This window comes from Paraburkholderia sp. GAS82, from assembly GCF_050436285.1.
Classification (GTDB): domain Bacteria; phylum Pseudomonadota; class Gammaproteobacteria; order Burkholderiales; family Burkholderiaceae; genus Paraburkholderia; species Paraburkholderia phenazinium_B.
This window is the reverse complement of the sequence record NZ_JBNDLX010000002.1, coordinates 258,050-272,701: the sequence shown is the minus strand read 5'-3', so window position 1 is coordinate 272,701 and position 14,652 is coordinate 258,050. Positions and strand designations below refer to the sequence as shown.

Annotated in this window: 9 protein-coding genes; 5 read left to right on the top strand and 4 right to left on the bottom strand. The window is 60.6% G+C overall.

The window, feature by feature from the left end; translation table 11 throughout:
* Positions 1 to 76: 76 nt before the first annotated feature.
* From P3T17_RS07540 to P3T17_RS07520, 5 genes are all read left to right on the top strand, one after another.
* Positions 77 to 4,003: a DUF748 domain-containing protein gene (locus P3T17_RS07540; RefSeq protein ID WP_429405798.1), complete on the top strand. Its 3,927-nt coding sequence runs from the start codon at positions 77 to 79 to the stop codon at positions 4,001 to 4,003.
* A 345-nt stretch (positions 4,004 to 4,348) separates the two neighbouring features.
* Entirely contained in the window at positions 4,349 to 5,260 is a 912-nt protein-coding gene (locus P3T17_RS07535; RefSeq protein WP_429405797.1) for an OmpA family protein, read from the top strand.
* Positions 5,261 to 5,288: 28 nt separating this feature from the next.
* Positions 5,289 to 5,924 (top strand): response regulator, encoded by a 636-nt coding sequence (locus P3T17_RS07530; RefSeq protein WP_429405795.1) that lies wholly within the window; start codon positions 5,289 to 5,291, stop codon positions 5,922 to 5,924.
* Positions 5,925 to 6,094: 170 nt separating this feature from the next.
* Positions 6,095 to 7,537 carry an ATP-binding protein gene (locus P3T17_RS07525; RefSeq protein ID WP_429405793.1) on the top strand — a complete coding sequence of 481 codons (1,443 nt, stop codon included), beginning with the start codon at positions 6,095 to 6,097 and terminating at the stop codon, positions 7,535 to 7,537.
* A complete protein-coding gene (locus P3T17_RS07520; protein WP_429405792.1) occupies positions 7,534 to 8,448 on the top strand; it encodes a hypothetical protein in 915 nt (304 codons plus the stop codon). Before P3T17_RS07525 ends, P3T17_RS07520 begins: the two co-directional genes overlap by 4 nt.
* A gap of 131 nt (positions 8,449 to 8,579) precedes the next feature.
* On the opposite strand, the gene acnA is transcribed toward P3T17_RS07520, so the two are convergent.
* From acnA to prpC, 4 genes are all read right to left on the bottom strand, one after another.
* Positions 8,580 to 11,297, bottom strand: coding sequence for an aconitate hydratase AcnA (acnA, locus tag P3T17_RS07515; protein ID WP_429405790.1), 2,718 nt, complete (start codon positions 11,295 to 11,297; stop codon positions 8,580 to 8,582).
* Between the two features lie 40 nt (positions 11,298 to 11,337).
* On the bottom strand, positions 11,338 to 12,789 hold the full coding sequence (locus P3T17_RS07510; RefSeq protein ID WP_429405788.1) for a bifunctional 2-methylcitrate dehydratase/aconitate hydratase: 1,452 nt from the start codon (positions 12,787 to 12,789) through the stop codon (positions 11,338 to 11,340).
* A 36-nt stretch (positions 12,790 to 12,825) separates the two neighbouring features.
* Positions 12,826 to 13,341 carry a hypothetical protein gene (locus P3T17_RS07505; RefSeq protein ID WP_074266622.1) on the bottom strand — a complete coding sequence of 172 codons (516 nt, stop codon included), beginning with the start codon at positions 13,339 to 13,341 and terminating at the stop codon, positions 12,826 to 12,828.
* Between the two features lie 104 nt (positions 13,342 to 13,445).
* The gene (prpC, locus tag P3T17_RS07500; protein WP_429405786.1) at positions 13,446 to 14,633 is read right to left on the bottom strand and encodes a bifunctional 2-methylcitrate synthase/citrate synthase; all 1,188 of its coding nucleotides are present in this window, start codon (positions 14,631 to 14,633) and stop codon (positions 13,446 to 13,448) included.
* Positions 14,634 to 14,652: the final 19 nt, after the last annotated feature.

The window sequence follows — 14,652 nt, the reverse complement described above, 5'->3', positions numbered from 1 at the left end:
CTCACGACATATACTTGCCCGAGGCAGGACTCCAGTTATCGCGGCGGGCTTGCCGCCGCATCACCCATGACCGAGCATGGCAAGCCTCAATAAAGCAACTCTGACATCTTCCCTGCAGGCCGTGCGCGGTGTCGCGCAGGCGCGTCGTACACGCCGTATCGTGATCGGCCTGCTGATCTTCCTGGTGTTGTTCGGTCTGTTTGGCTTCTTCGCGGCGCCGCCGCTGATTCGCCATATCGCCGAGCAGCAACTTAGCAAACAGCTCGACCGGCCCGCGACCATTGGCCGGATCGCGCTCAATCCGTACACACTCAGGCTCGAAGCCGATCGCATTCATATTGGCGAGCGTGGCGGCCAGGGCGATTTCGTCGATATCTCGCGGTTGATCGTGAAGCCGTCGTGGAGCTCGCTGTTTCGTGCAGCGCCGATTGTCGATGAAGTGCAGCTCGATTCACCGCGCTTCACCATCGTTCGTTACGACGCTCAGCGCTTCAATTTCACGGATCTGATCGAGAAGTTCGCCAAGCAGCCGTCCAGGCCGGATAGCAAACCGACGCTGTTCTCTGTGTCGAACATCAGGCTCGAAAACGGCCAGATCACTTTCGATGACCGTCTGCTCGGCGTGAAGCACGTGATCGATCAGTGGAAACTCGGCATTCCGTTTATCGCCACGTTGCCGTCGAAAACCGACATCTTTGTCGAACCGCTGCTGCGCGCGCGCATCGACGGCAGCCCGCTTGCGATCGATGGCAAGACCAAGCCGTTCGCCGCATCGCGCGAGTCGGATGTGTCACTGCGGTTCGATGGGCTGGACGTGCCGAAGCTGCTCTCGTACTCGCCGCAGAAGTTGCCGGTGACGGTGCAGGCGGGCAAGCTCTCGACGGATCTCAAGCTCAATTTCATCATGTCGGACGACGCGCCTTCGTTACGCGTGACCGGTACCGTCGACCTGAACGATATCGACGTCCTCGATGAGAAGAAGCAGCCGTTTTTTGCCGCGCACGCGCTGCATGTCGCGGCGGCCACGCTTGAGCCGATGAAGAGCGTCTATCACTTCGACGATATCCGTCTCGACACGCCTACCGTGAATCTGGCGCGGGACAAGGACGGTGTGCTGAGCGTCGAGCGGACGTTTGCTGCGCCGCCGGCGGCAGCGGCAGCGCCTGTGTCTGCCAGCGAGGCGCAGGCAGCCAGTGCAAACCCAAGTGCGAATGCAGGTGCAGGTGCAAGTGCGCCCGCAGCGGCATCGTCGACGGCTGGCGCAGCCAAACCCGCTGCGCCGCTCGACCTTGCGATCAAGCGCTTTACGCTCAACGACGGCACGGTCAACGTTCAGGATGACGCTGCGTCGAGGCCGGTCGCGCTGGGACTGAAGAGTCTCGCGGTGTCGCTGGCGGACTTTTCGACGATGGCTAAGGCGCCGGCACGCTATACGGTGAGCACGGCATTCAAGGACAGTCCGGGTTCACTGGATGTGGCGGGCTCGCTCGGTCTGGTCACCAAAAGCGCCGATTCGAAGATCGACCTCAAGTCGCTTCCGCTGCCGATGCTGCAGCCGTATCTCGACAGCATGACCGCCGCCCAGGTGACCGACGGCGCGCTTTCCGTGACGACCAACCTTAGCGCCAACTGGGCGAAGTCGCCGCCCGACATCCAGGTGGGCGCAACGCAACTGGACCTGCAATCGCTGAAACTGGCAGCGCGCGGCGGCAAGGAGGCGGCGGTGGCGCTCGCGCAGGGTCACGTGGACGTCAAGCAGGTGGACGTGCCGGGTCGCAATGCGGCGGTCAATGCCGTCGACGTGACCGGTCTCGTGATCAACGCGCAGCGTATGAAGGACGGCAGCATCGACCTCACTGCGCTGGCCGGACCGCACCAGGAGGCGCAGCAACGCACCGCGATCCACGCTGCCAAGCAGGCGCAGGAACAGGGGCCGGCGTGGCATTACACAATTGGCGAACTGAGCCTGAAGGACGCGACGGCCAACTTCACCGACAACAGCACGCCGCGTCCGGTCAAGCTCGCCATTTCGCCGCTGCAACTGAAAGTGCAGCAGATCAGTGACGATCTGAGCAAGCCTCTACCGATCGATCTGCAGGCGACGCTCAATCGCAAGGGCACGCTTGGCGTGACGGGCGACGTCACGGCGACACCGCTCAAGCTCGCGCTGAAAGTGGATGCCAACCGGCTGGATGCCGCTGCGTTCGAGCCGTACTTCGGCGGCAAGCTCAACGCGACGATCGCGAGCGCGTTGCTGAACATGAAGGGCGATGTGGCGATGTCGCAGGCATCGAAAGCGCTGAAGGCTTCGTATCGCGGCAACGCGGCGCTCGTCGACGTTCGCATGCTGGACAAGGCGACTTCGGACTCGTTCGCGGGCTGGGGATCGCTCGCGCTGACTAACCTGAAGGCGAACTACGACGAACACGGCACCGATGTCGACGCCGGACGCGTGACGTTTTCGAACTTCTACGGGCGTGTGTTGCTGGATCCGCAAGGCAAGCTCAATCTGACGGATGTGGTGGCTCATGAAGGGGGCGGCACGCCGCAATCGCTGACGCGGAGCAAGAGCAAAACGGAGCCGGTGCCGTTGACGCCTGGTACGGCGCCTGAGCCCGCGGAGCCGGCTTCTGCTGGCGTGGCGGCCGTGGTACCGGCCTCGGAGCCTGCGGTGGCTTCGGCGTCGGTGCCGGCATCCACGGTGGCGTCTGCGGATGCGTCGGCGCCGCGTGTAGCGTCCGCGAAGGCAGCTTCGGGTGCGACGGTTGCTGCCGGCCAGGCGCAGGCACAGCCACAGCCGCCCGCTAGTCCGGTTCGGCTGCACTTTGGCCAATTGGTGCTTCAACAGGGCCGTGTGACGTATACCGACAACTTCATCAAGCCGAACTTCACGGCCAACCTGGTGGGGATTCAGGGGACGATTGGCGCGTTCGGCACGCAATCGACCACGTCCGCTCCGGTGGACGTTTCCGCCAAGCTCGCGGCAAACGGCCCGCTATCGATTCGCGGCACGGTTAATCCGCTGATTGCCAAACCTGCGCTTGATTTGACCGCGAGCGCGCACGATATCGAACTGACCAACCTCACGCCGTACTCGGCGAAGTACGCTGGCTATCCGATCACGAAGGGCAAGCTCAACGTCGATCTGCACTACAAGCTCGATAACGACCAGTTGAGCGCGAACAACCACATCTTCATCGATCAACTGACGTTCGGCGATCACATCGACAATGACACAGCGACCAAGCTGCCGGTGCGCTTCGCGATTTCGCTATTGAAGAACTCGAAGGGCGAGATCGACGTGAACATTCCGGTGTCCGGCTCGTTGTCGAATCCGGAGTTCAGTATCGGCGGCCTGATCTGGCATGCGGTGTTGAATCTGCTGGAACGGGCTGTGACCGCGCCATTCTCGCTGCTTGCAAACGCGTTCGGTGGCGGAGGTGGTGAGGAAATGGGCTACGTCGAATTCGATGCCGGGTCCGCGAAGCTTTCGGACGCGGCGGAAAAGAAGCTCGACACCATTGCAAAGGCGCTGGCCGACAAGTCTTCGATCCGGATCGATGTGATCGGACGCGTCGATCCGGCCGTCGACACGCCGGCCTTGCGCACGGAGTATGTGGAGAAGCTGGTCAAGCAGGAAAAGATCAAGGACGTAGTCGGGAATGGTGAAAGCGTCGACCTGTCGACGGTCACTGTTGATCCAAAGGATTACGACAAGTACCTAACCAAGGCCTATAAGGATGCCGACTTCAAGAAGCCGCGCAATTTTGTCGGCCTCACGAAGAGCATGCCTGATGACGAGATGAAGAGCGCCCTGGCCGAACATGCGCCGATCAACGATGCCAGCCTGCGCGACCTCGCGCAGGAGCGCGCGCAGAGCGTGCAGCAGTACTTCGACGGCAAGATCGACAGCAGCCGGGTGTTCATCGTCGCACCGAAACTCGACGCGCAAGGCATCAAGGACAAGGGCGCCACAACGCGGGTGGACTTCGGCCTGAAGTAATACGCCGATGTCGCGAGGACCGCCGGGCTGCGACGCTCGTGGCGGTCCTGCGCAATGTCATCGCTGGTCTGCCGCTGGTGGGCCCCATTAGCTCTCTTCTTTTTCGGGCACCACTCTAAGACTCTTCCCATTCCATGCCCGTAGACGTCTCCCCATACTCCTGCTCATTACAAAACAAACGCGTTTGGACGCGGGGCACTGATGAGATTTCAGCTAACTATGGTGGCGTGTGCGCTAGCTTTAACAGGCTGCGCGAGTCGGGCCGACAGGGATCGACTGGGCATTGAAGATCCTACAGTTCTGAAGACTGGTCTTGGCACTGCACAAGATACTGCCTCGGGTGCGGTGACGCCGCAATGGCTGAACACCTACGCGCCGGTTAGCCATGGTGGCGAAGCGCTTGCCGCGCTCCAGCAGCGGCTGAACAACCTACCCGCCGACAAGAACAGCTACTTTCACACCAAGGCCCAATGTTGGATCGACGCTGGACGAGCTCAGCGGGATGCGCACGATCAATGGGGTTTTGTTGAGGAAGCCATCGGTCAAGCTGCAATCATCACCTTCGGTCTGGAAAACGACACGCCGCTCTCCGTAGCCAATCCCGAGTTGCGTACTGTATCGACGGTGCGTCCGGATTTGTGGAAGATCGTCAACGTCATCAAGAGCGATCCGGTCACCGCCCGCTGCCCGGAGGCGCAAGCGCCGCTCGCCTGTGCCGAAGTCGAATTGATGCTCGCCGGTCACTACGCATGGACCCGCAATTTCTCAGCTGCCGAAAAGGCGCTCCCCGATATTCAGGGGAATTTGCACAAATCGGCAGAAGCAGCACTGCAATGCGCGCAACCATCCACACCCGCACCCGCCGCAAGCGTCGCCGCACCGGCGATTACGCTTAGAGCCGACTCGGCGTTTCGCTTCAACGGTAGCGATGTCGCCGCACTGTTGCCACGTGGCAAGACTCAGCTAAACGGGGTGGCCGCTGCCTTGCAAAAAGCGAAGGGCATTCGTCGACTGAGTATTAGCGGCTATACCGATCGTTTGGGCAGTGATGCGTACAACCAGAGGCTTTCGCTTCAACGCGCACTGACCGTGAAGGCCTATCTGGTCAAACGCGGTGTGACCTTGCCGATCACCGTCACAGGACTTGGCAAGGCCAGCCCAGTGGTGGAATGCAACCAGACCGATCGTGTCGCTCTGGTACAGTGTCTTGCGCCAAACCGGCGTGTCGAGATTGGCTTCGTGCGCAATAGCGACTGAATCGAAATACCGTTAGGAGGACAACTGTATGAGCACCATCCTGATTGTGGACGATCATCCCGCATTTCGGCTCGTTATCAAAATGCATCTCGCCAAACTGCTCGGCGTCAACGATGTCTTCGAGGCCGACAATGGGCAGACGGCCGTTGAGATAGCCCGGCAGCACTTGCCGGACCTCGCTATACTCGATTTGGACATTCCGCGTATTAATGGGCTCGATGTCATCCCACGGCTGAAGCTGGCCCATCCGGATATCCGCGTTCTGGTGCTGTCGGGTCAAGACCCTTCAACCTTTGCGCCGCGCGCCATGCGTGCGGGAGCACAGGGTTTCGTCGGCAAATCGCAGGAGATGAAGGAAATCATGCGCGGCGTCGAAGCGGTGATGGCCGCCTATACAGTTTTTCCGATGAACATCGGGGCTACAGGAACAAGCCCAACCTTGGCTGCCGGTGAAGAGGAGGAGAAGCTTGAGCTGCTCTCTGACAAGGAGTTGATGATTCTGCAAATGCTTGCCAAGGGCATGTCGAATAAAACTATTGGCGATGCGTTATTTATGAGCGATAAAACGGTCAGTACATACAAAGGTCGAATTCAGGAGAAGTTGGGTCTGTCTTCGTTGGCGGGGCTGATCGAATTTGCAGCCCTTCAAAAGCTGATCGACTGACCGGGCGGCGTATGAACATGATGAAGCGGTCGGGTTCTCCAGTGCCCACACGGACGTGCGCCCGCCGTTTCTCTCACGCAGCGCGGGCGGTCTCGATTCACGATGCGATCGCATTTGGCAGCGTCGTTGCGTTCGCGTTGCTGTGCATCGTGTCGGCGCGTGCCGACACGATGCCGGCTGCCGTTCGCGGCACGGGATGGGATGTCACGAATATTGCCCGCCCGCTGGCAGCGTTGCGCATCAGCGATGCGGCGGTTGCCTGGGAATTTTTAGCCGTATTGCTGTCCGTGCTTATGATTCTCACAACCATCGCCTTGGTTGGATGGTGCAGAACGCGTGTGCTGCTCAAACGAGCTGTCTCGTCCGCGCGCGCTGTCGAGAACGAATGGCAGCGCCGGTTCGCAGCGGTCGAGTCCCGAGAGCAGGCCTCCGGGGTCGGTGTAGCGTCGCAGGCGTTTGTCGCCGCCAATCTGGAGCGCGAGCGTGTATACGCAGCCATGCGCGACTTCGTCGGTGGCCCCTTGTTCGCGATGGCCAGCTTGCTGGATGAGCTCAACGAATCATCATCGCAGCCGCCAGAGAAGAAACTGGTGGGCAAAATTCACGTTGCCGTGCGCGCATGGGCACGCGCGCTAGAGGACATGCTCGCGTCCATGCCCATCCAGTCGCGCACCGTTGTCTTTGATGAAACGTTGACGGACGTGCGGGAACTCATTGATGGGGTGGCTGCGCTGTTCTCTCACACCACTGCGCAGAAGGGCGTGTGCCTGAGCATCACCGTAGATCAGTCGGTCGACGCTTTAGTTCTCGCCGACGGTACCCGACTCGGCCAGATTATTTTTCATCTCTTGAGTCGTGCGGTGCGGATCACTGAGCACGGCCAGATCACAGTTATCGCACGCGCGGAAACGCTAAATGCCGGCTCGCAACGAATATTCGTGAGCGTAACGGCTGCAGGCGCTGACACGCCTGCTTCTCCCACTTGCTCGGCGCGAATGCACATACCCACGTCGCTTGACGTGCCCGCGCCTGAGGAAGAGTTACGTGACGAGGAAGCTCTCAGTCTGGAACTCTGCCAGCAACTGACGCAATGCATGCGCGGCGAACTCAAGGTATCAAGTGACGCTGCCAGGGGCACATGCAGCATATTCAGCGCGCCGTTCACTATTGAACGCCCGCAAGCGTTTAACGCGTCGCACCGTGTAAATCTCCAGAAGACGACACCACAGCCCATTGCGGCGGAACCTCCGGCGGATTCCCCCGTCCCGTCGACCGAATCGTTTGATCGCAACTACCTCGACGCGCTATCGAATGAAGGCGTCGACCTCCGCGCGTTCATCCACGGTTGGCGCCGATCAGTGCACGACGATCTGCAGCAGATCCGCGGACTGCGGACCCGGCACGACATGGACGGAATGCGCTCCTCGTTGCACAGATTGAGCGGTGCAGTCGGTCTCGTCGGCGCGCATAGTCTGATGGAAGCACTACGGCATGCCAGCGCGACCCAGCGCGAATCAGCGGGACATTTGCTCGACGAACTCGAAAAGCGCATTGCCGCGCTGATGATGCAACTCGACCAGGCGGTCGAGCCACACCGGAGCAACTCGCAATGACTCGACCGCTAGCATTGATCGAGGGCGATCTGACGATCCCGCTGCCGCGGCCGTACGACGGTCTGCCGCCACCGTTTGGGTCGCACCGGAACGTGATGCGCGAAGCCGTGCAGCGCGCTGTTCGTCAACCCGCGGCACCGCGGCCGGCTGGCCCCTTTCCGCCGGGCGTAAAGCACATCCTGTTTTATAAGATGCTGCCACAACGCGCGGACACTGGGCGCTACGACGCCGCATTGGCGGAGGCGAAGCGGTATCTTGAAATGGGTACGGTTCGTCCGCGCTCGACGCGTTCGGATCATTTGCTCGCGGCGTCGATTTTCGCCGGTTGCACGATGGCGCTCACGTGGTTGCTCGTTACATGTTCCATGAAGGACGCTGAGAAGACGAAAGCGCTTCAGGTCGCTCCAGCGAGCACCACTGCTGCTGCGGGTCACGTCAAGCTGCAGGCGGTTAGACAGGAAGGTAAGCCAGCCGCCATGGAAACGGAGAAGGCGGCCGCAATCAATAACTCGCCGCCCAAGCAAATCATCCAGACAGTGCCGAGGCAGACCGTACAACTCACCGCTCGTGAAAACGACGCACACATCGCCTCGCCCACAAAACCGCCGAAGCGAGTGAAGATGGCACGCTTGTCCGGAGCCCATGTAAACGAACGGGTCGCACTGAACCGCGCCACCCATCCGGCAGCACGTCCCGCAGTATCGATTCAGCCCGAATGGCCCACCAGCGCATCGCGTGCCCATGAAAGCGCATCGACCGACGACACCCCATGGCTGAACTGGTCCATCCAACAGCGGCATCCGGCCGCTCGCGCCGCAACGCCACTCGACAACAGCTGGAACGACCATATGACCCAACGCCGGATCACCGATGACCCCGCTGCCTTCCACGTAGACCGCGGCACGCAATAACGCGCCAGACAATAAAAAAACCCGGCCAAGGCCGGGCTCTCAAATCGGCTGCGTCCTTCCACAAGGACGCAGCACCTGCAAACCGCTTCCGCTTTCGCGTCTGACGTCTACTTAACGCATCAAGCGTTAAGTTAAGCAGCCAGCAGCGAACGCAACACGAACGGCAAAATCCCGCCGTGCTTGTAGTAGTCCACTTCGATCGGCGTATCGATACGCAGCAGAACTGCCACGCGCTTCTCCTTGTCGTCCTTGCCGCGAATTACCAGCGTGACTTCTTGCTGCGGCTTGAAGTCGTCGCCGAGACCTTCGACGTCAAACGTTTCTTCGCCAGTAATGCCCAGCGATTGAACGCTATCCGAGCCCTTGAACTGCAGCGGCAGCACGCCCATACCGACCAGATTCGAACGATGAATCCGCTCGAAGCTGCGAGCAACCACAGCCTTCACGCCCAGCAGTTGCGTACCCTTGGCCGCCCAGTCACGCGACGAGCCCGTGCCGTACTCTTCGCCTGCCAGCACGACGGTCGGTGTACCCGCGTCGATGTACTTCATCGCTGCGTCGTAGATCGACATGTTTTCGCCGCTCGGCTGATGAATCGTCAGACCGCCTTCAACGCGCGTACCGTCTGCCTTCGCCGGGATCATCAGGTTCTTGATCCGCACGTTGGCGAACGTACCGCGCATCATCACGTCGTGGTTGCCACGGCGCGAGCCGTAGCTGTTGAAGTCGGCTTTCTGCACGCCGTTTGCCTTCAGCCACTTGCCTGCCGGCGAGTCTTCCTTGATCGAGCCTGCCGGGCTGATGTGGTCGGTCGTCACCGAGTCACCGAAGATACCCAGTGCACGTGCACCCTTGACCGCTGCAATGCTGTCAGCCGGCTGCATCGAGAAGTCCTTGCCGAAGAACGGCGGCTCAGCGATGTAGGTCGACTTCGGCCAGTCGTACACCTGACCTTCCTCGCCTTCGATCTTGCTCCACAGGTCGCCCTTCTTCGTGAGCTGTGCGTAGTTCTTGCGGAACGCTTCGGCGTCCAGTGCGAACTTGAGCAGGTCGTTGACTTCGTCGCTGGTCGGCCAAATGTCGCCCAGGTAGATGTCCTTGCCGCCCTTGCCCTTGCCAACCGGCTCGGTCATCAGGTCGCGCGTGATGTTGCCGGCGATTGCGTAGGCGACAACCAGCGGCGGCGATGCCAGGAAGTTGGCGCGGATGTTCGGGTGAATACGCGCTTCGAAGTTGCGGTTGCCCGAGAGCACAGCCGCTGCGACGATGTCGTTCTTCGTGATCGCTTCGTTCAGTTCCGGCGTCAGATCACCTGCGTTACCGATACACGTCGTGCAACCATAAGCAGCCAGTTCGAAACCCAGCTTCGACAGGAACGGCAGCAGACCCGTCTTCGTCAGATACTCGGTGACGATACGCGATCCCGGGGCGAGCGACGTCTTGATGTGCGGAGCCACGGTCAGGCCAGCTTCCACAGCCTTCTTCGCCAGCAGACCCGCAGCCAGCAGCACGCTCGGGTTCGATGTGTTCGTGCATGACGTGATGGCAGCGATCAGGATGTCGCCGTTCTTCACGTTGACACCGTTCGTCGTCGTGTATTGCGCGTCCAGATCGGCGGACTTCTTCGCAAAACCGTTTTCTGCAACCGGCTTCGAGAACAGATCGCTGAAGGTCGACTTTACGTGACCGATTTCGATCCGGTCTTGCGGACGCTTCGGACCTGCCAGCGACGGCGCCACCGTGCCGAGGTCGAGCTTGACGACCTTCGTGTAGTCGATTTCGCCAGCCTTCGGCACGCCGTACAGACCTTGCGCCTTGAAGTAGTTCTCGAAGGCGGAGATTTCTGCGTCGGTGCGGCCCGTGCCCTTGAAGTAGTCGATGGTCTTTTCGTCGACCGGGAAGAAGCCCATCGTTGCACCGTATTCCGGCGCCATGTTGCCGATCGTCGCGCGGTCCGGCAGCGACAGCGTGCGCGTGCCTTCGCCGAAGAACTCGACGAACTTGCCGACAACCTTTTCCTTACGCAGCAGTTCGGTAACCGTCAGCACCAGGTCGGTTGCGGTCACGCCTTCGCGCAGCTTGCCCTTCAGTTCAACGCCCACCACGTCCGGCGTCAGGAAGTAGACCGGCTGGCCGAGCATGCCCGCTTCCGCTTCGATGCCGCCCACGCCCCAGCCCACCACGCCGATACCGTTGATCATCGTCGTGTGGCTGTCCGTGCCGACCAGCGTGTCCGGGTAGTACACCGTGTCGCTGCCGTCCGTCTTCTTGTGCACGCCGCGTGCGAGGTACTCGAGGTTCACCTGGTGAACGATACCCACGCCCGGCGGCACGACCTTGAACGTGTCGAATGCCTGCATGCCCCACTTCATGAACTGGTAGCGCTCGTTGTTGCGCTGGAATTCCAGTTTCATGTTCAGGTCGAGTGCATCCTTTTGACGGAAGTAATCGATCTGCACCGAGTGATCGACCACCAGATCAACCGGGACCAGCGGTTCGATCGACTTCGGGTTCTTGCCGGCGCGTTGCGCGACACCGCGCATTGCCGCGATATCGGCGAGCAGCGGCACGCCGGTAAAGTCCTGCAGCACCACGCGCGAAACCACAAACGGGATTTCGTCGACGCGCGAAGCGGTCGGCTTCCAGTTTGCCAGTTGCGTGATGTGTTCTTCGGCGATCTTCTTGCCGTCGTAATTGCGCAGCACCGACTCCAGCACGATACGGATCGAAACCGGCAGGCGGTCGATCTTGATATTCAGTGCCTTGCCGAGTTGCGGCAGCGAATAGAACTTGCCTTTGCCGGAACCGCTGTCGAATTCCTTGAGCGTTTTGTGGAGGTTGTGGGCCATGGTGTTTTCCTTGGTTTGATCGCGGAACTACAGTACTGAACTAGATGACATACAGATCGACGTATTCATTGACCGGCATGGCTTCGAGCCTTGCCTGGTCCAGCGACACATCGAGAATCGCTTGTTGCTGCTTGACCGGAAACTTGCGCGCGAGGTTGGTCCTGAACTTCTCGACCAGCAACGGGATGCCGTCTTCACGGCGGCGCTTGTGTCCGATCGGGTATTCGACCACTACCTCGTCGAATGTCGACCCGTCGTTGAATTCGACCGTCAGTGCATTGGCGATCGAACGCTTCTCCGGATCGTGATAATCCTTGGTGAACTGCGGGTCTTCCACGCAGCTCATCTTGTCGCGCAACGCGTCGATGCGCGGGTCCTGCGCGACGGAATCTTCGTAGTCCGCGGCGGTCAGGCGGCCGTAGATCAGCGGCACGGCGATCATGTACTGGATGCAATGGTCGCGGTCGGCCGGATTGTTCAGCGGCCCTTTCTTGTCGATGATACGGATCGCGGCTTCGTGTGTGCGAATCGTGATCTTGCTGATGTCTTCCACAGTCTTGCCCGCTGCGCGCAGTTGCGCATGCAGCGTCATGGCCGCTTCCACTGCAGTCTGCGAGTGAAACTCAGCCGGGAACGAAATCTTGAACAGCACGTTTTCCATCACGTACGAGCCGTACGGGCGCTGGAATTTGAATTCGTTGCCCTTGAACAGCACGTCGTAGAAGCCCCACGTCTTCGCTGTCAGAACAGACGGATAGCCCATCTCGCCAGTCTTCGCGATCAGCGCGAGTCGCACGGCGCGCGAAGTGGCGTCGCCCGCGGCCCACGATTTGCGCGAGCCGGTGTTCGGCGCGTGGCGGTAGGTGCGCAGCGCCTGACCGTCCACAAGGGCCAAGGAAACCGCATTGATCAGCTCATCACGCGTGAGGCCAATCAGCCTGCCGATAACGGCGGTCGAAGCCAGCTTAACCAGCAGGACGTGATCGAGCCCAACCTTGTTAAACGAGTTTTCCAGCGCAATACAGCCCTGGATTTCATGCGCCTTGACCATGGCGATCAAGACGTCTTTCATCGTCAGCGGCTTTTTGCCGGTGGCGATGGCGGTACGCGACAGCCAGTCGGCCGTAGCGAGAATCCCGCCCAGGTTGTCCGACGGGTGGCCCCACTCGGCGGCGAGCCAGGTGTCGTTAAAGTCCAGCCAACGGATCATCGCGCCGATATTGAAGGCGGCCTGAACCGGGTCGAGCTGGAAAGACGTGCCAGGCACCTTGGCGCCGTTGGGGACGATCGTGCCGGGCACGATTGGTCCCATCAGCTTGGTGCAGGCCGGGTAAGTCAGTGCCTCGAGTCCGCAGCCGAGCGTGTCGATCAGGCAGTGACGCGCCGTTTCCAGCGCGAGCGTGCTGTCGATCGGGAAATCCAGAACGTAGTCGGCGATATCGACCAGGACTTGGTCCGGGTCGGGCCGTACGTTGGATATCGGAGCGGACATCGGGGCTTTCCTTCCTGAATCGAAACTAAGGGAAACTTAGTTCTGCGGGTTCTTGATCAGCTCGTTCGATTGCGTCGGAGCCGGCGCGCCTTGCGACATTTCAGCTGTCTTGCACTCGTCCGCGAGACGCGAACCGTCGTTGTCCGAGAACAGCATCGCCTTGGTCGGGATCACGACCAGGTCCAGACCCGAAGCGGCGTCGTGGAAGCGGTCAGCGCCCGTCGTGGTGGTTTCGCGCGGCAGGTTGTAGTTCTTGTTCGCCCAGTGAACAGTGACGATCTGATCGCGCTTCATGTCACCCTTCATGTCGAACGACAGACCTTCGTTACACGACCACTTGATTGCACCGTCCGGCACCGGATCGACCTGCGCTTCTTTCTTCGGGTTCGGCTTACGCTTGATCAGGCGTTTCGGAGCCGGCCTTTTCGGCGTGGCCTTCTTGGCGGTAGTCGCGGCGGTGCCCGACGCCGTTTGTGCGGAAGCGTCCGTCGTGGCGATCAGCATCGTCGTGGACAAGGCGCCGACAACGGCGGCGATCAGCAGCTTTTTCATGGAGTTAGCCTTTTCTATCTAATATCGGTTGAACAGTGCGCGGCTACCGGTGGGAGCAGCCGCCAGGGTGGAACTGCACGCGCCCTGAAAGCGCACAGCGGACGCTATTTTCTCCTATTTAGCGTCACGAACTTCAAATTCTCTGGGCCGGTGTAGTTCGCGCTCGGCCGGATGATCTTGTTGTCGATGCGTTGCTCGATGATGTGCGCGCTCCAACCCGCCGTGCGGGCGATCACGAACACCGGTGTAAACATCGCTGTCGGCACACCCATCATGTGGTAAGACACCGCGCTGAACCAGTCCAGGTTCGGGAACATCTTCTTGGCGTCCCACATCACGGTTTCGAGCCGCTCAGCGATGTCGAACAGCTTCGTGCTGCCGGCTTCCTTCGAGAGCTTCTTTGCGACTTCCTTGATGACCTTGTTGCGCGGATCGGAGATCGTGTAGACCGGGTGGCCGAAGCCGATCACGACTTCCTTGGCGTCGACGCGGCGGCGGATATCCGCTTCAGCTTCGTCGGGACTCTGGTAGCGCGACTGGATTTCAAACGCGACTTCGTTGGCGCCACCGTGCTTCGGGCCGCGCAGCGCACCAATCGCGCCGGTCAGCGCCGAGTACATGTCCGAGCCCGTGCCGGCGATCACGCGGCCGGTGAAGGTCGATGCATTGAATTCATGCTCCGCGTACAGGTTCAGCGAGATGTGCATCGCCTCGACCCACGACTTCGACGGCTCGACGCCGTGCAGCAGATGCAGGAAGTGGCCGCCGATCGAATCGTCGTCCGTCTCCACCTCGATGCGCTTGCCGTTATGCGAGTAGTGGTACCAGTAGAGCAGCATCGAGCCGAGCGAGGCCATCAGCTTGTCAGCGATATCGCGTGCGCCGGGGAGATTGTGGTCGTCCTTCTCGGGCAGCACGGTGCCGAGCACCGAGACGCCGGTGCGCATCACGTCCATCGGATGGGCTGCGGCCGGGATCCATTCCAGCGCGGCCTTAACGTTGGCGGGCAGGCCGCGCAGCGCCTTCAGCTTGGCCTTGTAGGCCGTCAGTTCAGCCTGCGTGGGCAGCTTTTCATGCACCAGCAGGTAGGCGATTTCCTCGAATTCGCAGGTGCTGGCGATGTCGAGAATGTCATAGCCGCGGTAATGCAGGTCATTGCCGGTCTTGCCGACCGTACACAGGGCAGTGTTACCCGCCGTCACGCCAGACAGCGCAACGGATTTCTTCGGTTTGAAGCCGCTCGGGGCTCCGCTCTCGCCTGGTATCGCTGCGGCTTGCGTCTTTTCGCTCATCTCCAGCAGTCTCCTGTAT